The sequence below is a fragment of the Pseudoalteromonas maricaloris genome, from assembly GCF_024746855.1.
Taxonomy (GTDB): Bacteria; Pseudomonadota; Gammaproteobacteria; order Enterobacterales; family Alteromonadaceae; genus Pseudoalteromonas; species Pseudoalteromonas maricaloris.
Genome location: NZ_CP024625.1, coordinates 598,583 through 617,136 on the forward strand (window position 1 = coordinate 598,583; position 18,554 = coordinate 617,136).

The following is an 18,554-nucleotide window of genomic DNA, read 5'->3' on the forward strand; positions in this document are numbered from 1 at the left end:
AAGTCATGTAGCGCGCCTAGACTGTGCCCGCCTTACAGACAAATATTACGTTTCAGGAACAGTACAATGAATAAAAAGTTACTTACAGTTGCTATCTCTGCAATTCTACTTACCGCGTGTGATGACGATACAAAAACCGTTGAGGTGATCAAAGAAGTTGAAGTCATCAAAGAAGTACCAGTGCAAGAAGTGACACAAGTAAAAAATGTGATCCTTATGATCGGTGACGGTATGGGACCACAGCAAGTTGGCTTACTTGAAGAGTATGCTCAGCGCGCGCCAAACTCAACTTATAAAAACAAAGGCAATCAAACTGCGCTGTCTAAACTTGCTGCGGGTGGCCACTTAGGCCTTTCCATGAACGCACCACATGGCGCGACTGGCAGTCTAGTGACCGACTCTGCTTGTTCGGCAACTCAATTAGCAACCGGCCTTGCTGCAGGCTCAGAAATGATAGGCCTTGATGCCGATGGCAATAAAGTAGCGACTATCTTAGAAAAAGCCAAAGCCGCGGGTAAAGCGACGGGTCTTGTTTCAGATACGCGTATTACGCACGCCACGCCAGCAGCATTTGCTGCCCATATGCCGCATCGTTCATACGAAGCTGAAATCGCTGAGCAATTAGTTCGCTCTGGCAGCGTTGATGTGATGTTATCTGGTGGTGCTCGCGTATTTGTACCAAAGAGCACGCCTGATAACGCTGAAGTACAAGCACAACTTGACGCGCTTGGCATGCCTAGTAGCGTATATAAAAAATCAAAACGTGGAGATGAAACTAACCTAGTTGTTGAAGCAAAAGAGCAACATGGTTATGGCCTTGCTTTTGATAAAGCACAATTAAGCAGTTTTGAAGGCGAGAAAGTACTAGGTCTATTCGCAAACTCCGGTATGAGTGACGCAATTGCTTACAAAGCTTGTCAACAAAGCAACAGCTGTACTCAGCCTTCATTAAAAGAAATGACGGTGAAAGCGCTTGATATCTTGTCTAAAGATGAAGATGGCTTTTTCTTGATGATTGAAGGTGGTCAAATTGACTGGGCGGGTCACGCAAACGATGCAGGTTGGATGCTAAATGAGCTGCTTAAATTTGATGAAGCTGTTGAAGCTGTTCATGAATGGGTAAAAGACCGTAACGATACACTAGTCGTTGTGACTGCAGACCATGAAACGGGTAGTTTTGGCTTTAGTTATTCAAAGCATGAGCGTCCTGAAGCACAAACGCTATCTGGCGATGGTATGTATGTAAATGGTGTTGCTAAAGAATATCATCCTAAGTTTAACTTTGGCCCACTTGCGCAACTAGACAAGCTCTACGCGCAAACAGGCACCTTCTTCGATATTCTTGCTGAAGCTGCGCCTGATGAAGCCTATGAAAATGTATCGGGCCCAACTTGGAAAGCGACCATTGAAGATATGACGGCTTACACGGTGACGCTAGATAATGCAGAGAAGGTTGGTCAAAGTGTTTATGACGACAAAGATGCAACGATGATCCCTGCGTTTGAGGACTTCGGTGACTTCTATGTATACGCTAAAGAAGATTACACTGGAAAAATCGCTCGCGCGATTGCCTCAGAGCAAAGCGTAGTGTGGGGTACTGGTACGCATACGGCTGCGCCAGTACCGGTTTATACTTTCGGTCCTGCAGGCGTAACTAAGCAGTTCTCAACCATGCAGCACCATGTGGACGTTGCAAACAAAATGATGACTGCGCTTGGTTTAACTGAATAAACCAAGCACCTAGATTTAAGTAACTTCAGTTAAGCCACAGCAATGTGGCTTTTTTCTGTCATTAAGGTTAGAAACTCGCGTTGTGGTAGCGGCTTTGAATAGTAATAACCCTGACCAAAATCACATCCAGCCTGTTTTAATAGCTGATGCTGAGTCGCAGTCTCAACGCCTTCAGCGATGACTTTTAAACCAAGGCGGTGGGCCATCAAAATAATGGTTTCACACAGGGTTAAATCGTCTGCATTGGTTGCGATGCCATCGACGAAGCGCTTATCAATTTTCACAAAGTGACAATCTAATTGTTTTAGATACGCAAGTGACGAGTAACCCGTGCCAAAGTCATCCAACGCAAATTGAAAACCTTGCTGCTTTAAGCGTTCAACACGTTGCTTTGTGCGGCTATCATTGTGCATCATCATTCCCTCAGTGACCTCTAAAACCAAGTGCTCAGGGGGGATCGCAAGCGTCGTGAGTTTGTCACTCCAGCTTGCCAAGGTGCAATTTTTAGCGGCAAATTGGACCGGTGAAACATTGATGCTAATTTGTGTTGTATGGCCTAAGTGCTGTAGTTGCGTCAACGTGTCAACAGACTGCGCAAAGGCTAAATCTCCAATATGATGAATGAGCTGGGTTTCTTCGGCTAACGGAATAAACTCAGCTGGACTCACCATGCCTTGCTCTGGGTGTCGCCAGCGGATCAAGGCCTCGGCTTTGGCGACGCGATTATCGTCAAGTGATACGATAGGCTGGTAGTGCATTTCAAATTGATTGTTATGCAGTGCAGTACGAATACCTTTGAGCATTTGCATTCTAGATTCCGCGACTTTGCGTAAGGTGTCATCAAAAATCACGTAGCCATTACGACCTTGTTGCTTTGCTCGATACATTGCTTGATCGGCGGCCTTTAATAGGGCTTCTGCGCCATTACCATCTGTTGGTGCGGTGGCAATCCCCATACTTGCCGTGATATGGCACTGCTCATCTTTGATCTCAAACGGTTGTTTAAGTGCTGATTGGATCTGGGAGGCCAATGCTTTGCATGTTGTTTTGTGTTCGTCATCTTCCAACACAAAGACAAACTCATCACCTCCAATGCGAGATAAAAACGCGTGCGGAGCCATACTCTTCAAACGTTGCGCGACTAACTTTAAGAGTAAGTCACCGTAATAATGGCCTAAAGTGTCGTTAATATCTTTGAAATTGTCGAGATCGAGTAACAATACGGCGGTTTGCTGTTGTCCGCTGGCAACCTGCTTTTTTAAGTGCTTTTTAAGTCCCACGCGGTTATGAAGATCGGTTAATTCATCAAAATGTGCTTGTTTCCAGATCAGCGCATCTTTACGCTTAACTTCGGTAATATCGGTGAAGATCGCGACACGGCGATAGATCTCAAGGTTGCTATCATAAACGCTATCAATAGTTAGCCATTCGGTGTAAAGCTCGCCATTTTTCTTACGGTTGACAATCTCACCTTGCCAACGGCCGTGTTCGTTAAGCTGCTGCCACATTAATTCGTAAAAGCTATGGTCGTGTTGACCCGATCCCAACATGGCAGTGGACTTACCCAGCACCTCTGAGCGTGAGTAACCAGTTACACGCGTAAAGGCGAGGTTGACGTCCAAGATAAAGCCATTAGCATCCGTGATGATCATGCACTCGCTACTATTGTTGTACACCAATGCTGCAAGGTTTAGTGCCTCTTCTTGATGCTTACGTTGACTAATATCACGGAAAATCAGCAACGCCTGAGGATGGGATTCAATGGCGCACAGGCGACATTCAACTACTTGATTGCAGGTTGGAGAAAACTCGAGTTGCACATAGGTTTTATCGTTTAGCAGTGCAAGTTCTGCTCGGATCCGCTTATAAATATGTTCTGGTAGCAACTCTCTCAGCGTTTGTGCCTTATCGGTATAATCACCATAGCGAGATAAGATCTGAGCCTGTTGATCTAAGCGCACATAGCTATCGGGGAGTGCATTAATCAAGGCTTTTACAACTGCAAGTCTATGATTTGCGTTGTCTTCAGCGGCTAGGCGTGTTTGTGCCATATGAGCAAAACGCTCGGCGATATGCTCAAATTCACTGGGTACTTTGGTTGCATCAAAACGGGGATCTTGCTTGCCAGATTCAAGCTTTGCAATAGCATGCTTGAGTGCACTAAGCGGTTTTAAAAGCTGTTGTTTTAATTGCCAATGGGTTTGCCAAAACAAAATGCATACAAGCACAAAGAAGATCCCTAAAAAGAGCGCAAAACGCTTGTCTATGCTGCTCAACTGGGACTCAAAATCGAAACTAAAGTAGATTTGTAACGCTCGGTTGCTGTTATTGAGTGATTGCTTTACATACACCAAGCGATTGCCTTCTGGGGTGTTTAGTAGCGTCGCCTGCGTGCTTAAATTGCTTGGCCAAGAACTGCTAACAGCACGACCAAGCTCTGTATTTGCTGCTGGATATTGCGCAATGATTTGCGCTTTAGCGTCGGCAATCATTACCCGAGTACCAACAGGAAGAGGCTGTTTTGCAAGGGTCTGGCTCCAATGCGTTAAGCCTTTCACCGCAACAAGCATAAATAAAAATTGTTGCTGATCATCGTAAATTGGTAGCGCGAAGTTGACTGTTGCACGTTGCATGCTGCGGTCAATTTGATACTCACCAAAACTAAACTGGGCAGTGCGCATTGCGGTTTTAAAGTAACCACGATCGGCGATATTGATCTCGCGTTGATCTGCTTGATGCGTAGTACAAAGTACGTTCCCTTGTGCGTCAACTATGCCAAGGTTAGCTAGATTGGGGCTGAGCAGCATCGCGTGATAAAGCAGCGGCGGGCATTTACCGTGCTCTACCGTAAGGTGATCAATACGGGTCGACAGTTGCTGTAACACTTGTTCTGTATCTGCGAGTTCTACCTGCTGGATCGCCGCAACTTGTTTGGCGTAATGCAGCGCCTGTTGTGACTGTTGTGTTAATGCCTGCTGACGTTGCTCACATAATAGAAATAAAATAATGATCAGACATGGCAAGCACAGTAGAACGAGTAAGCGATAAAATCGAAACTGTATTGAAGATTTCAGAATAATCCCACCTATGGAGCTGATCAGAGAGCGCGAATGATACCGAATCGAGTAGGGACAACCAAGCTAATTTGCATAAATAATTCAGCTGCAAAAGCATCCTTAAGCAAGGGTTAACAAATGGAATTTTTAATTTCTAATTTGAAAGTATGACGTGATTATCCGGCCAAAAAATATGGCATTTTTTCATCTCTCCACTTTTTTCCACAAAATTCATGATCTTCCACAAATCCCGCGATTTTTCTGGCTTTCAAAGGCGTTAAAGGTACCGACTGAGCTTGACAAAAGTGCTTGTCAAGCCCTAGACTGTTCTTCTGTGGTAAAAAGTGGGTTTTAGTGGATCAAATTGGATCAACCAACTTAGAAATAGGATCACGCATGTTTCGAGGTGCAAGTTCGCTAGCTTTGGATGACAAAGGGCGTTTTGCGGTACCGACTAAGTACCGTCAACCGCTGCTGTCCGAAGATCAGGGAACTGTTATTTGTACTATTGCGATCAACGAACCGTGCTTGTGGCTCTACCCACTCTCCGAATGGCTAGAAATTGAGACCAAACTAAGTCGCATCTCTAATACCAATCCCAGAGTGAGACGTTGGCAGCGGATGTTGCTAGGTCATGCTACAGAATACCAACTAGACAAAAATGGCCGAATTTTACTGGCGCCTTCATTGCGGTCCCATGCGCAATTAGGCAAAAAGATCATGCTAGTTGGGTTACTCAATAAATTTGAAATTTGGGACGAAGAACGCTGGTATCAGCAAATGCAGGCAGATACCGAAATTGAACACTCAGGAAACTTTGAGGAAAGCCCTGAATTGGAAAACTTTTCCTTGTAGGGGTAAACAAATTAATGAGCGAAGAGTTTAAGCATATTTCGGTATTAATGACCGAAACCCTAGATGCCCTAGCAATTAACCCTGAAGGTATATATATCGACGGGACGTTTGGTCGTGGTGGGCACTCAGGTGAAATCCTCAAAAGATTGTCGACTGGGCGTTTACAAGCCATAGATCAAGACCCTCAAGCGATTAAGGCGGCTGAAAAGTTTGCTGATGATACACGTTTCTCTATAGCGCGAAGCCGCTTCTCGCAAATTAAATCTGTCGCGGAACAAGCCGGTATCTTAGGTCAGGTTGATGGCATTTTGTTGGACATTGGTGTGTCTTCACCTCAGCTTGATGATGCAGACCGTGGCTTTAGCTTTATGAAAGACGGGCCACTAGATATGCGTATGGATCCTGATTCAGGTCGCAGCGCTGCACAGTGGCTAGCTGAAGCAGAGCTTGAAGAAATGGTATTCGTGATCAAAAAGTATGGCGAAGAAAAGTTTGCCACTCGTATTGCTCGTAAAGTCATTGAAGTACGTGAGCACACCGCGATTACAACCACAGCGCAATTAGCGCAATTGATTGATGAAGCTGTGCCTGTCAAGGACAAACACAAGCATCCCGCAACTCGTACTTTCCAAGCGATTCGTATTTATATTAACAGCGAGTTAGAAGAAATTCAGACTGCATTGCAAGCGTCGCTTGAGGTGTTAAAACCTGGTGGTCGGTTAGTGGTGATCTCGTTTCATTCTCTAGAAGATCGCATTGTGAAGCAGTTTATCAAGAAGCAGAGTAAGGGAGAGGCGATACCCAGAGGTCTGCCTTTAACGGATGAACAACTTAAACAAAATCTCACCTTAAAGGCAGTGGGTAAAGCCATTAAGCCTAGCGATGCAGAGATTGCACAAAATCCACGCTCGCGAAGCTCAGTATTAAGAGTGGCGGAGAAGCTCTAATGAATGCAAGTAAGCAACGTCAACCGAATCTATTTGTAGAAATAGGCTATTACATCATTGCTAATAAGTTGACGGCATTCTTGCTACTTACGATTTTGATTTCTGCACTCGCGGTAGTGCAAATTACCCATTTAACTCGTCAGCAATTGATACAGCAGGATGAGTTATTGCAACAGCGCGATGAGCTAGACCTACAATGGCGATATCTCGTTGTGGAAGAAGAGTTTTACTCCCAGCATGCAAGGATTGAAGAGATAGCCAAGATGCAGTTAGAGATGAAACGCCCAACCAGTAAAGATGAACAGGTGATTGTGCTGCCATGAATAAACAAAAGCAAAAAACTCAATCTATTATCACCTGGCGCTTTGCTTTAGTTTGCGGCGTGATGCTCACCGTTTTTATGACGCTTGTTGCGCGCGCTGCATTTTTGCAAGTAATTGAGCCCGATAAGGCCATTGAAGAAAACGATAAGCGCACCGTACGGGTTGAGAAACTCAATGTCCAACGAGGCATGATCTTCGACCGCAATGGCAAAGAGCTGGCTGTGAGTGTGCCAGTTGTGAGCGTTTATGCTGATCCCCTTGCCATTGATAAGGCACTTGCCAAAAAAGTGTTACGTAAAGCCCGTAAAGAAGGTGAAGATTATAAAGCGTTAGAGCAAAACGATGCTGAGCTGAAAATACGGAAACAAGCTTGGTACGATGATGAGCTCAGGTGGAAAGAGCTTGCAGATGTGCTCAGACTTAAACCAGAAAATGTCGATGAACGGCTTAGGGGAGACCCAAGCCGTCGTTTTGTCTATTTGAAGCGTCAAGTGACGGCGGTTGTTGCCAACTATATTCGTCAAATGCGCCTGCCGGGCGTGCACTTGCTTGACGAGTCCAAACGGTTTTACCCAAGCGGCGAAGTAACGGCGCACATGATTGGTGTAACCGATATTGATGGCAAAGGTATCGAAGGCGTCGAGCGTATGTTCGACTCTGCATTAACCGGTACGGCTGGTAAACGCACCATTCGTAAAGATGCGCAGGGTCGTGAAGTACAAGTACTTTCAGAAGAACAGCGTGTTGAGCCTGAAGACGTTTACTTGAGTATCGATTTACGGATCCAGGCTATTGCCTATCGCGCGTTAAAATCAGCGGTACTGAGCTATAAAGCTACCTCTGGTTCGGCGATAGTTGTTGATGTACACACTGGCGAAATTTTAGCTTTGGTGAATAGCCCAAGCTTTAATCCTAACGACCTAAGTACCGCAGCGCCTTATAAACGACGTAATCGTGCCATGACTGACTTGTTTGAACCCGGTTCGACATTAAAGCCTTTAGCGGTATTGGCGGGCTTAGACTATGGTGTCGTGAAAGCAACCGATACAGTGGATACATACCCAGGTTGGATGAACTTAAGCGGCGGCTTAGTGAAAGACACTCGTAATAACGGTGAGCTGAGCTTAAGAGAGATTCTTAAAATCTCCAGTAACATGGGGGTTGCGAAGATCTCGCAAATGCTGCCAAAAGAGTATTTTATCAATTTATACCAAGAAGTGGGATTTGGTGAGCCAACGGGCTCAAACATGATTGGTGAAAGCGCAGGTCTATTTTATCCAAACCGCCGTTGGTCTAACTTTGAAATCGCAACACTCTCTTATGGTTACGCAGTATCTGTAAGCACCGCGCAAATGGCAAGACTTTACGCCATGTTTGGAGCCGGTGGTATCTTGCGACCACTTACAATTGTGAAGCAGGATGAAGTTCCTGAAGGTAAGCGTATTTTTAGCGAGCAAGATACGCATGCCGTGGTAGAGATGATGGAGTCAGTATTTGAACGTGGTGGTACTGCCCACAACGTAAAAGTTGATGGATACCGTGCCGCTGGTAAAACAGGTACTTCAGAAAAAGCGGTTGCGGGTGGCTATGGTGATGAGTACGTTGGTTACTTTGCGGGCGTTGCACCGGTAAGTGACCCAAGGCTTGCGGTTGTGGTGATGGTCAATGAACCAGCGGGAGATGTTTACTATGGCGGTCAAACCGCAGGGCCTGCTTTTGCTGAAATTATGTCTAATGCACTGAGAATTCTAAACGTAGCGCCTGATAAAGAGCGCGTAGCTTATATTTCGGGAGCAGATAACGATGCGTGATCTGGCTCAGGTACTCAGTGATTTTGGTGTCAATATTGCCCCTGTTAAGGTTGAGCATCTACGTATAGACAGTCGAGCGATTGAACCAGGTGATTGTTTTGTTGCACTTCAAGGTCATGTCCAAGACGGTGCTAAATATGCTGCCAGTGCCGTTGCGCAAGGCGCTAAATGTGTGCTTGCAGAAACGGGAAGCGAGCTTAATGTTGCACCAGAGCAAGCGATTTTTATCGATAATCTTGCCGATAAGTTGGCGGCAATTGCAGCGCAGTTTTATGCATACCCGAGTAAAAAGCTCAAACTCACAGGCGTTACTGGCACCAACGGTAAATCTACCACGACAGCGATGATTGCCAATTTAGCTAGCCTAACCGGTAGTGCAGGGGCTGTGATAGGTACGCTTGGTTATGGTCAACCAGACAGCCTTATTCCGCTGGCAAATACCACGCCGTCAAACGCAGATTTACAACGTATTTTAGCGTTTTTACAGCAACAGTATGAAAAAGTCGCGATGGAGGTCTCTTCCCATGGCTTGGTGCAAGGTCGAGTTGACGAATGCGACTTTGATGTGGCTGTTTTCACCAATTTGACGCGCGATCACTTAGATTATCACGGTGATATGCAAAGCTATGCAGAAGCCAAGAAACAGCTATTCACTCGCTGTGCGCCAAATCACAAAGTCATCAATATTGACGACGAAGTAGGTGCAAGTTGGGCCGCTGAGTTCGGCGACGACACTGTGGTTGTTTACGGTCGCTGGACTGAAAAAAATAGCTACCAACAATATGTATTCTTTGATGCCGTGTCGGCACACCCAAATGGTTTAACGGCGACGTTAAAAACCAGCTGGGGTGAATGTGAAGTCAGTGTGCCACTGTATGGTGAGTTTAATCTTTATAATTTAGCTGCTGCGATTGCGACTTTACTATTACAAGGCGCAAGTCTTGAAGCATTAAGCGAAGCTTGCAGCCAGCTCTCGCCAGTTGCAGGCCGCATGCAGCCATTTAGTGCCCCTGAAAAACCTACATGTATTGTTGATTATGCCCATACCCCAGACGCTTTGGCACTTGCACTACAAGCCTTGCGAGCACATGTACCGGGTAATCTTATCTGTGTGTTTGGTTGCGGTGGTGATAGAGATAAAGGTAAGCGTCCTGAAATGGCGCGAGCGGCAGAGAAATATGCAGATAAACTGGTGATCACCAGCGATAATCCACGAAGTGAAGATCCCAATTTAATCATTGATGACGTTAAGGCAGGACTCATCCACCCTGAGTATGCTGTCTGCCAGCCTGATAGAGGGCTAGCCATTCAACACGCGATAGACCTAGCTGATGAAAATAGTGTGGTGCTGATAGCGGGGAAAGGGCACGAGGATTATCAAATTATAGGTACTGAGCGCATTGATTTTTGTGATAGGCAATGCGTTGCAGCGATTTTACGAGGGGAAAAGGCATGATCAAGATGGATTTTTCTTGGCTTGCAGCAGTCTTAAAAACCCCTTACGACGGGGAGAATTTGGCAGTCGCCAATATTAATACTGATACCAGAACAATACAGTCTGGAGAGGTATTTTTAGCACTTAAAGGGCCTAACTTTGACGGCCACCGCTTCTTGGATGTGGCCAAAGCGCAGGGTGCTATTGCAGCTATTGTTTCTGAGCACGATGAAGATATCGATTTACCACAGTTTGTTGTTGCAGATACGCGCATTGCTTTAGGCCAAATTGGCCGAGCAGTAATTGAAACCGTTGCCCCTAAAACCATTGCAATTACCGGCAGTGTCGGTAAAACCACAGTGAAAGAAATGTGTGCGGCGATTTTGGCGCAAAAAGGTAAAGTCCTTGCGACGAAAGGTAATTTTAATAACGACATCGGGGTACCGTTGACGCTATTGCGCTTAAGTGAAGATGATGAATATGCGGTGATAGAACTCGGCGCTAACCACTTGGGTGAAATTGCTTATACCACTGCATTGGTAAGTCCAGACGTGGCGACAGTATGTAACGTCGCACCAGCCCACATCGAAGGGTTTGGTTCAATTGATGGGGTAGGAAAAGCGAAAGGTGAGATTTTCTCAGGCCTAAAAGCTGACGGTGTCGCAGTCATCAATGCTGATAGCGATTATGCTCAGATGTGGCAGGAAAGCTTAGCTGTTTCTAAAGTGAAACGTTATAGCCTAAATGCTCAGCTTGATATTTGGGTGGAAGCAATTGAGCTGGATGAGCTAGCTCGCCCGACCTTCACGCTATGCCAAGGTGAACAGCGTACCACCATTAGTTTACCGCTTAGTGGCCAGCACAACGTTGGCAATGCGTTGATTGCGGCAGCATTGGCAACTGAACTGGGCGCAAGCTTAAGTGAGGTGGCAACGGGTCTTGAACAAATGGCTGAAGTAAAGGGCCGTGTCAACATGATCCAAGTCTCGGACACGCTGCGTGTCGTCGATGACACCTACAATGCAAACGTGAAATCTGTCAACGCGGCGATTGATTTACTGGCGTCTATGTCTGGCTATAAAGTATTGGCGTTGGGCGATATGGCAGAACTGGGTGAAGATGCCCGCGAATATCACCGTGAAGTCGGCGAGTATGCTAAGCAGCAAGGCATTGATGAATTGTTTTCATTGGGGGTGCTGAGTAGTAGCGCAAGCAATGTATTTGAAAAGCCAAATCGTCATTTCTCGACTCGCGAGAATTTAATGAAGGCGTTACGGGTTGTATTGGCTGAGCAATCAGGACAATGCACCGTTATCGTTAAAGGATCACGTAGTGCGCGGATGGAACTGCTCGTTGAAGAATTAGTAAACGCTGGCCAGTCGGATAGCGAGACAGGAGAAGTATCATGTTAGTTTGGCTAGCCGAGTATCTTACCCAATATTATTCTGGGTTTAACGTATTTTCTTACCTTACGCTGAGGGCGATTTTAGGCATTTTAACGGCCTTAATGATTTCGTTGTATTTTGGCCCTAAACTTATTGCTGCATTACAACGTATGCAAATTGGTCAGACCGTACGTGATGATGGCCCTGAATCGCACTTGTCCAAGTCGGGTACCCCAACTATGGGTGGGCTGTTAATTCTTGCTGCGATCTTTACCAGTACGCTCCTGTGGGGCGACCTTAGCAACAAATATGTATGGGTGACGTTATTTGTCATTGGCAGCTTAGGTATTGTTGGGTTCGTGGACGATTACCGTAAGGTGATCAGAAAAGACAGTAAAGGCCTAATTGCACGTTGGAAATACTTCTGGCAGTCGGTTATTGCGATATCTACGGCGGCATTTTTGTACTTTACGTCCACCAGCGCTGCGGAAACCACGCTAGTCGTGCCATTTTTGAAAGATGTATTACCACAACTTGGTTTGTTCTATTTAGTCATGAGCTACTTTGTGATTGTGGGTACGTCAAACGCAGTTAACCTGACTGATGGTTTGGATGGTCTTGCCATTGTTCCGACCATTTTGGTTGCCTCAGCACTCGCGATTATTGCATACGTGACTGGTAACGCTAATTTCTCAAGCTACCTTCATATTCCTCATTTGCCACTCACAAGTGAATTGGTTGTGGTATGTACGGCGATTGTCGGCGCAGGCCTTGGTTTCTTATGGTTTAACACTTATCCGGCACAAGTTTTTATGGGCGATGTGGGTTCATTGGCGTTGGGTGGTGCACTCGGGATCATCGCTATTTTAGTACGCCAAGAGCTAGTGCTGATCATTATGGGCGGTGTATTTGTGATGGAGGCATTATCCGTGATTTTACAGGTAGGGTCATACAAACTCAGAGGTCAGCGGATCTTTAGAATGGCCCCCATTCACCATCATTACGAATTAAAAGGATGGCCTGAGCCGCGCGTGATAGTCCGTTTTTGGATTATCTCGATTATCTTGGTTTTGGCCGGTCTTGCGACGTTGAAGATTAGATAATGATGTATATTGAGCAATTACAGAAAAAGCATGTCACGGTACTGGGGCTTGGAGTCACAGGACAGGGGATTGTGCGTTTTCTGCTGTCGCACGGTATTAATCCAAAAGTGGTTGATAGTCGTCCAGTGCCTCCGGGCTCGGATTGGCTAAGTCACAACGCACCTGAATGTGAAGCGGTATTTGGCAATCTTGCTGATGCCGCTTTGGCGCAAACGGATCTGATTATCATCAGCCCGGGGATCCCGCTATTTGAACAGAGCGTTGCCGCAGCCATTGCCGAAGGCGTTGAAGTCATCGGCGATATCGAGCTATTTGCACGTCTCAATACCCGTCCAGTGATTGCCGTCACGGGCTCTAACGGTAAGTCCACCGTCGTTACGCTTGCGACAGAAGTATTGAAAGCCGCTGGCTTAAAAGTCGGACTCGGCGGCAATATTGGCACGTCTGTGTTGTCGTTGTTAGAGCAGCCGTATGATGTTTATGTACTTGAGCTGTCTAGTTTTCAGCTTGAAACCACGCATAGCTTGGCTTGTTTGTCGGCAATGATCCTCAATATTACTGAAGATCACATGGATCGCTATCCTGATTTTCAAGCTTATATTGAAGCGAAGCAGCGTATTTACCAGCATGTTGAGCATATTGTCTTTAATGCTGAAGATCATTATACCTTTGCGCAGCATGGGCAAGGCAGCAGTGTATCCCTCACTGAGGGGGATTATCACTTAATGCCCTTTGACGGTGAGCCGCATTTCGCACACAAACAAACACCACTGCTAGCGGTAAAAACGTTGGCGATGGTGGGGCGACATAATCAATTTAACGCCTTGGCTGTATTGGCGTTATTAGCGCCGATGCAATTGCCTATGCAGGCATTTGCCAGCGCGTTTGCGAGTTTCACAGGGTTACCTCATCGTTGTCAGTTGGTTGCTGATGTTGCAGGGGTTCGTTACTTCAACGATTCAAAGGCAACGAATGTTGGCTCGACGGTCGCCGCTATTGATTCTTTGGCTTCAGGCCGAAAAAATATTATTTTGATCGTGGGTGGTGATGCGAAGGGGGCAGACCTTTCACCACTCAAGACGCCACTCACTACGCATTGCAAAGCGCTATTTTGTTTCGGACAAGACGGCGCACAGTTTATGCCACTGCTGCGCAATAGCCATCAGGTTAACAATTTGGAAGAAGCCGTGTTGGCGGCAAAAACGATAGCGACCAATGGTGATATTGTGCTATTAGCACCAGCCTGTGCCAGCATAGATATGTATCCAAACTATATGGCGCGTGGGGATGAGTTCGTCCGTTTAGTGGGGGAACATGCTTGATTAACGTCGCTGATATCAAAGAGGCGCTAACGCCTCGCCAGTCCGAAAGCTTATTTGACGTACCTTTGATGTACTGCATGCTCATGCTTATTGGAGTGGGATTTGTGATGGTAACAAGTGCTTCTATGCCGGTTGCCGAGCGACTATTTGATAATCCTTTTCACTTTACTATTCGCCACGTTATCTTTTTAGTGGGCTCGTTTATTCTCTTTTGGTTTGCGACGAGTGTGCCAATGACTTGGTGGAAGCGCAGTAATCCATATTTGCTGCTTTTTGGTTTGGTACTGTTAGTGGCGGTACTCATTATTGGTCGCGAAGTAAATGGTGCAAGACGCTGGATCCCGCTAGGTCCTTTTGGTTTGCAGGTGGCGGAGGCATCTAAGCTATTTTTCTTCAGCTATATTGCCGGCTACTTGGTACGTAAACGCGATGAAGTACAAGAAAACATCAAAGGCTTCGCCAAGCCAATGATTGTGTTTGCGGTGTATGCGTTCTTAATTTTGATGCAACCAGATTTAGGTACTGTGGTGGTCATGTTTGTGACGACCGTTGGCCTGTTGTTTTTAGCCGGTGCAAGGCTTTGGCAGTTTTTTACCTTAATGCTTACCGGTGTCTCTTTGGTGGTACTGCTTATTATCATTGAGCCATATCGTATGAAGCGTGTCGTGGGCTTTTTAAATCCTTGGGAAGATCCATTTGGTGCCGGTTATCAATTGGTACAATCCCTAATGGCATACGGCCAAGGTGGCTGGTTTGGTCAAGGTCTGGGTAATAGCATACAAAAGCTACAGTATTTGCCGGAAGCACATAATGACTTTATTTTTGCTGTAATAGCGGAAGAACTGGGCTTTATTGGGGTATTTAGCATTATTATTGTACTCGGCGTATTGGTTACTCGAGCGCTCTTTATCGGGCAAAAGGCCCTTAAAGCAGGCAAAGAATACGAAGGGTATTTTGCCCTGGGCATTGGTATTTGGTTTGCCTTTCAGGCAGTCGTTAATATTGGCGCGAGCGCCGGCATTTTACCCACTAAAGGCTTAACGCTGCCGTTTGTTTCTTATGGTGGGTCGAGTCTTTGGGTGATGACAATTGCGGCAGGCATTCTACAACGTATAGATTTTGAGACAAAAATGTCGACAAGGCAGGCAACATCCCGTGGAGGTAGACGATGACAAAACGTCTTCTAGTGGTCGCGGGCGGTACAGGTGGACATATTTTTCCAGGTATTGCAGTGGCACAATTTTTACAGGCGCAGGCTTGGCAAGTGAGCTGGGTTGGCACTGCGGATAGAATGGAAGCCGATGTGGTGCCGCGTTACGGTTTTGAAATTGATTTTATTGCCATGAAAGGCGTCCGTGGTAACGGGGTCAAACGATTACTAACCGCACCATTTATGGTTTTAAAAGCGGTACTTGCAGCAAAGCGTATTTTACAACAGCGTAAACCTGATGTGGTGTTAGCCATGGGCGGTTATGTAACTGGCCCTGTAGGTGTTGCTGCGAAACTGCTTGGGATCCCTTTGGTGATCCATGAGCAAAATGCGGTTGCGGGTATGAGCAATAAGTTGCTGGCGAAAATTGCAAGTCGCGTATTGGCTGGTTTTCCCGGCGCATTCAGTGAAAAGCTCGCTCAGGTTGTGGGGAATCCGGTACGTGCAAGTGTTGCTGAGATTAGCGATAAACCCGTTTCAGTGCCGTTAAATCTATTAATTGTCGGTGGTTCATTGGGAGCAAAAGCACTGAATGAAACCGTGCCAGAAGGACTCAAGTTACTAAAGCTACAGGTGGCCAGTATCGGATTAAATATTCGCCATCAAAGCGGTAAACATAACCAAGACGATACACAACAACGATATGAAAGTGCAGGCATTAATGCTGAGGTCAGCGAGTTCATTCATGATATGGATGCCGCATACGCTTGGGCTGACTTGGTTATTTGCCGTGCTGGCGCGCTTACCGTGAGTGAGATAGCCGCAGCTGGGAAAACGGCGATTTTTGTGCCTTTCCCACATGCCGTTGACGATCACCAGACGGCTAACGCGCAATTTTTAGTGTCGGCTGGGGCAGCTTTTATATTGCAGCAAACTGCACTGACGCCAGAAACGCTAGCAACTACACTGCAGCCACTTGTTATTGAGCCGCAAAAAATTGCGACCATGGCAGCAAAAGCGAGACAATGCGGTAAGTCGGAGGCAACAGCGAAAGTTGCCCAAATTTGTACAGAATTATCGAACTAGGATATTAAATGGAAGCTTCAAGCAGAAGAGCAATGCGACGTATCAACACCATCCACTTTATCGGGATTGGTGGTGCGGGTATGGGTGGGATTGCAGAAGTGCTGGCCTTTGAAGGTTACCGAATTACAGGCTCAGATATCGCTAAAAGTACGATGACAGAGCGATTAACAAATATGGGCGCCGAGATCTTTATCGGCCACCAAGCTGAAAATGTAAAAATGGCTGATGTGGTTGTGGTATCGAGTGCCATCAACGACCAAAACCCAGAGATCCAAGCGGCGAAGGCAAACCGTACGCCAATCGTTCGTCGCGCCGAAATGCTCGCTGAGTTGATGCGCTTTCGTCACGGGATTGCGGTGGCAGGAACACATGGTAAGACCACAACGACGAGCCTGATTGCGAGTATTTTTGCGCGGGCTGAGCTGGATCCAACCTTTATTATCGGTGGCTTGCTCAATAGTGCTGGCAGTAATGCCAAAGTCGGCAGCAGTGAATATCTTATCGCAGAAGCGGACGAGAGCGATGCATCGTTTTTGCATTTGCAGCCGATGGTGTCGGTGGTAACAAATATCGAAGAAGACCACATGGATACTTACGACGGTGACTTTGAAAAAATGAAAGACACCTACATCGAGTTTATCCATAACTTACCATTTTATGGTCTAGCGGTGGTGTGTATCGATTCGCCAGTCGTGAGAGAATTATTGCCACGCTTTGCAAGGCCGACAATCACGTATGGTGAGGCTAACGATGCGGATTATCAGTTACTGGACTTCAAGCAAACACAAAGTGAATCACACTTTAAAGTCAGAACCAAAGATGGTGAGTTACTTGAAGTGAAGCTAAATATGCCAGGTAAGCACAATGCATTGAACGCGCTGGCATCTATTGCGGTTGCAAAAGATCACAATATTGAAAACGAAGCGATTTATCAGGCGCTAGCCAATTTTGAAGGTGTAGGACGTCGCTTCCAGCATTACGGCTCATTCAATAATGAAGTGGGTGAGGTGATGTTGGTTGATGATTATGGTCACCATCCGTCTGAGGTTGCGATGACGATAAAAGCAGCTAAGTCTGGTTGGCCTGATAAGCGTTTGGTTATGATTTATCAGCCACATCGCTATAGTCGAACACGCGATTTATATGAAGATTTCGTAAAAGTGCTTTGCGATGTTGATAAACTACTGCTGTTAGATGTATATAGTGCCGGTGAAGCGCCCATCGTTGGTGCGGATAGTAAAAGTTTGTGCCGTAGTCTCCGTCAACGTGGCGTTGAGCCGATCCATATCAGTGACCATGGTGAATTGGCGAAAGTGTTGGCAAGCACCATGGCAGATGGTGATTTAGTGTTGACGCAAGGGGCCGGCAATATAGGTCAAATCGTGAAGCAGCTAGCCGCAACCGGGCTATCGATAGCGCAGTTAAAACAGAGTGAATTATGAGTAGTCAGTTTGGAAAAGTAGCCGTATTACTTGGCGGTAGTTCAGCAGAGCGAGAGGTGTCGCTAAAATCCGGTAATGCAGTGTTAAATGCCTTCGTTAATCAAGGTGTAGATGCGATTGCTTTTGATCCAGCAGAACGTAATTTATGGCAACTTAAAGACCTTGGTGTGGATCGCGTATTCATTGCACTGCATGGCCGTGGCGGTGAAGATGGCACTATTCAGGGTGCGCTTGAGTTTATGGGGATACCATATACAGGAAGCGGTGTACTTGGTAGTGCGCTTGCAATGGATAAAGTCCGCTGTAAGCATCTTTTTCAGTCTGCCAAGTTAAGTACGGCACCTTATGCTGTCGTAAGCAAAGAGACGGGTTTTGATGCTAAAGCGCTGATAGCTGAATTTGGCAAAGTCATGGTAAAGCCAAGTCACGAAGGCTCGAGCATAGGTATGGCTCAGGCAGACAGCGAAGAAACCCTGACTGCGGCATTAAATAATGCCTTTACGTTTGACGATCAAGTTCTCGTTGAACAATGGATCACTGGACGCGAGTTTACCGTGTCTATGCTCGCTAAAGAGGCATTGCCTGTTATTGAAATGCGTACGCCTCGTGGTTTTTACGATTATGAAGCCAAATACCAAGTCAACAGTACTGAGTATTATTGTCCGGCGGATATTAGCGCTGCACACACTGAGCAATTACAAGTGATGGCAAAGCACGCTTTTGAATTGGTTGGTGCCACTGGTTGGGGGCGCGTTGACGCCATGCAAGATGAGCAAGGTCATTTCTATCTACTCGAGGTAAATACCGTACCTGGTATGACCGAAAAGTCGTTGGTACCGATGGCAGCAAAAGCAACGGGTGTAAGTTTTGAACAATTAGTTGTTCGCATTTTGGAGCAAACGCTTTAA

Annotated in this window: 14 protein-coding genes; 13 read left to right on the forward strand and 1 reads right to left on the reverse strand. The window is 46.2% G+C overall.

All coding sequences use genetic code 11. The features are described from left to right. Nucleotides 1-66: 66 nt before the first annotated feature. Nucleotides 67-1,731 carry an alkaline phosphatase gene (locus tag CTT31_RS02405; protein ID WP_039494183.1) on the forward strand — a complete coding sequence of 555 codons (1,665 nt, stop codon included), beginning with the start codon at nucleotides 67-69 and terminating at the stop codon, nucleotides 1,729-1,731. A gap of 29 nt (nucleotides 1,732-1,760) precedes the next feature. On the opposite strand, the gene CTT31_RS02410 is transcribed toward CTT31_RS02405, so the two are convergent. Beyond that, the gene (locus tag CTT31_RS02410; protein ID WP_260491901.1) at nucleotides 1,761-4,754 is read right to left on the reverse strand and encodes a bifunctional diguanylate cyclase/phosphodiesterase; all 2,994 of its coding nucleotides are present in this window, start codon (nucleotides 4,752-4,754) and stop codon (nucleotides 1,761-1,763) included. A 429-nt stretch (nucleotides 4,755-5,183) separates the two neighbouring features. On the opposite strand from CTT31_RS02410, the gene mraZ reads away from it, so the two are divergent. From mraZ to CTT31_RS02470, 12 genes are read left to right on the forward strand one after another with little or no spacing between them, the layout of a single operon-like run. Beyond that, a complete protein-coding gene (gene mraZ, locus CTT31_RS02415) occupies nucleotides 5,184-5,642 on the forward strand; it encodes a division/cell wall cluster transcriptional repressor MraZ (protein ID WP_010368661.1) in 459 nt (152 codons plus the stop codon). Between the two features lie 14 nt (nucleotides 5,643-5,656). Beyond that, entirely contained in the window at nucleotides 5,657-6,589 is a 933-nt protein-coding gene (gene rsmH, locus CTT31_RS02420; RefSeq protein ID WP_039494187.1) for a 16S rRNA (cytosine(1402)-N(4))-methyltransferase RsmH, read from the forward strand. Next, on the forward strand, nucleotides 6,589-6,912 hold the full coding sequence (gene ftsL / locus CTT31_RS02425) for a cell division protein FtsL (protein WP_010368658.1): 324 nt from the start codon (nucleotides 6,589-6,591) through the stop codon (nucleotides 6,910-6,912). Before rsmH ends, ftsL begins: the two co-directional genes overlap by 1 nt. Continuing rightward, nucleotides 6,909-8,723, forward strand: coding sequence for a peptidoglycan D,D-transpeptidase FtsI family protein (locus tag CTT31_RS02430; RefSeq protein WP_260491902.1), 1,815 nt, complete (start codon nucleotides 6,909-6,911; stop codon nucleotides 8,721-8,723). The genes ftsL and CTT31_RS02430 overlap by 4 nt, the downstream gene beginning before the upstream one ends. Continuing rightward, nucleotides 8,716-10,179, forward strand: coding sequence for a UDP-N-acetylmuramoyl-L-alanyl-D-glutamate--2,6-diaminopimelate ligase (locus CTT31_RS02435; protein ID WP_260491903.1), 1,464 nt, complete (start codon nucleotides 8,716-8,718; stop codon nucleotides 10,177-10,179). Before CTT31_RS02430 ends, CTT31_RS02435 begins: the two co-directional genes overlap by 8 nt. Further along, on the forward strand, nucleotides 10,176-11,570 hold the full coding sequence (locus CTT31_RS02440) for a UDP-N-acetylmuramoyl-tripeptide--D-alanyl-D-alanine ligase (RefSeq protein ID WP_130126932.1): 1,395 nt from the start codon (nucleotides 10,176-10,178) through the stop codon (nucleotides 11,568-11,570). Before CTT31_RS02435 ends, CTT31_RS02440 begins: the two co-directional genes overlap by 4 nt. After that, nucleotides 11,564-12,646: a phospho-N-acetylmuramoyl-pentapeptide-transferase gene (gene mraY / locus CTT31_RS02445; RefSeq protein WP_010368649.1), complete on the forward strand. Its 1,083-nt coding sequence runs from the start codon at nucleotides 11,564-11,566 to the stop codon at nucleotides 12,644-12,646. Before CTT31_RS02440 ends, mraY begins: the two co-directional genes overlap by 7 nt. Then, a complete protein-coding gene (murD, locus tag CTT31_RS02450; RefSeq protein WP_211859165.1) occupies nucleotides 12,646-13,968 on the forward strand; it encodes a UDP-N-acetylmuramoyl-L-alanine--D-glutamate ligase in 1,323 nt (440 codons plus the stop codon). Before mraY ends, murD begins: the two co-directional genes overlap by 1 nt. Continuing rightward, on the forward strand, nucleotides 13,965-15,140 hold the full coding sequence (ftsW, locus tag CTT31_RS02455) for a cell division protein FtsW (RefSeq protein ID WP_010368646.1): 1,176 nt from the start codon (nucleotides 13,965-13,967) through the stop codon (nucleotides 15,138-15,140). The genes murD and ftsW overlap by 4 nt, the downstream gene beginning before the upstream one ends. Beyond that, the gene (murG, locus tag CTT31_RS02460; RefSeq protein WP_039494195.1) at nucleotides 15,137-16,204 is read left to right on the forward strand and encodes an undecaprenyldiphospho-muramoylpentapeptide beta-N-acetylglucosaminyltransferase; all 1,068 of its coding nucleotides are present in this window, start codon (nucleotides 15,137-15,139) and stop codon (nucleotides 16,202-16,204) included. Before ftsW ends, murG begins: the two co-directional genes overlap by 4 nt. A gap of 8 nt (nucleotides 16,205-16,212) precedes the next feature. After that, complete coding sequence (gene murC, locus CTT31_RS02465; protein ID WP_045962936.1) at nucleotides 16,213-17,646, forward strand: UDP-N-acetylmuramate--L-alanine ligase; 1,434 nt, start codon at nucleotides 16,213-16,215, stop codon at nucleotides 17,644-17,646. Next, complete coding sequence (locus CTT31_RS02470; RefSeq protein WP_211859166.1) at nucleotides 17,643-18,554, forward strand: D-alanine--D-alanine ligase; 912 nt, start codon at nucleotides 17,643-17,645, stop codon at nucleotides 18,552-18,554. The genes murC and CTT31_RS02470 overlap by 4 nt, the downstream gene beginning before the upstream one ends.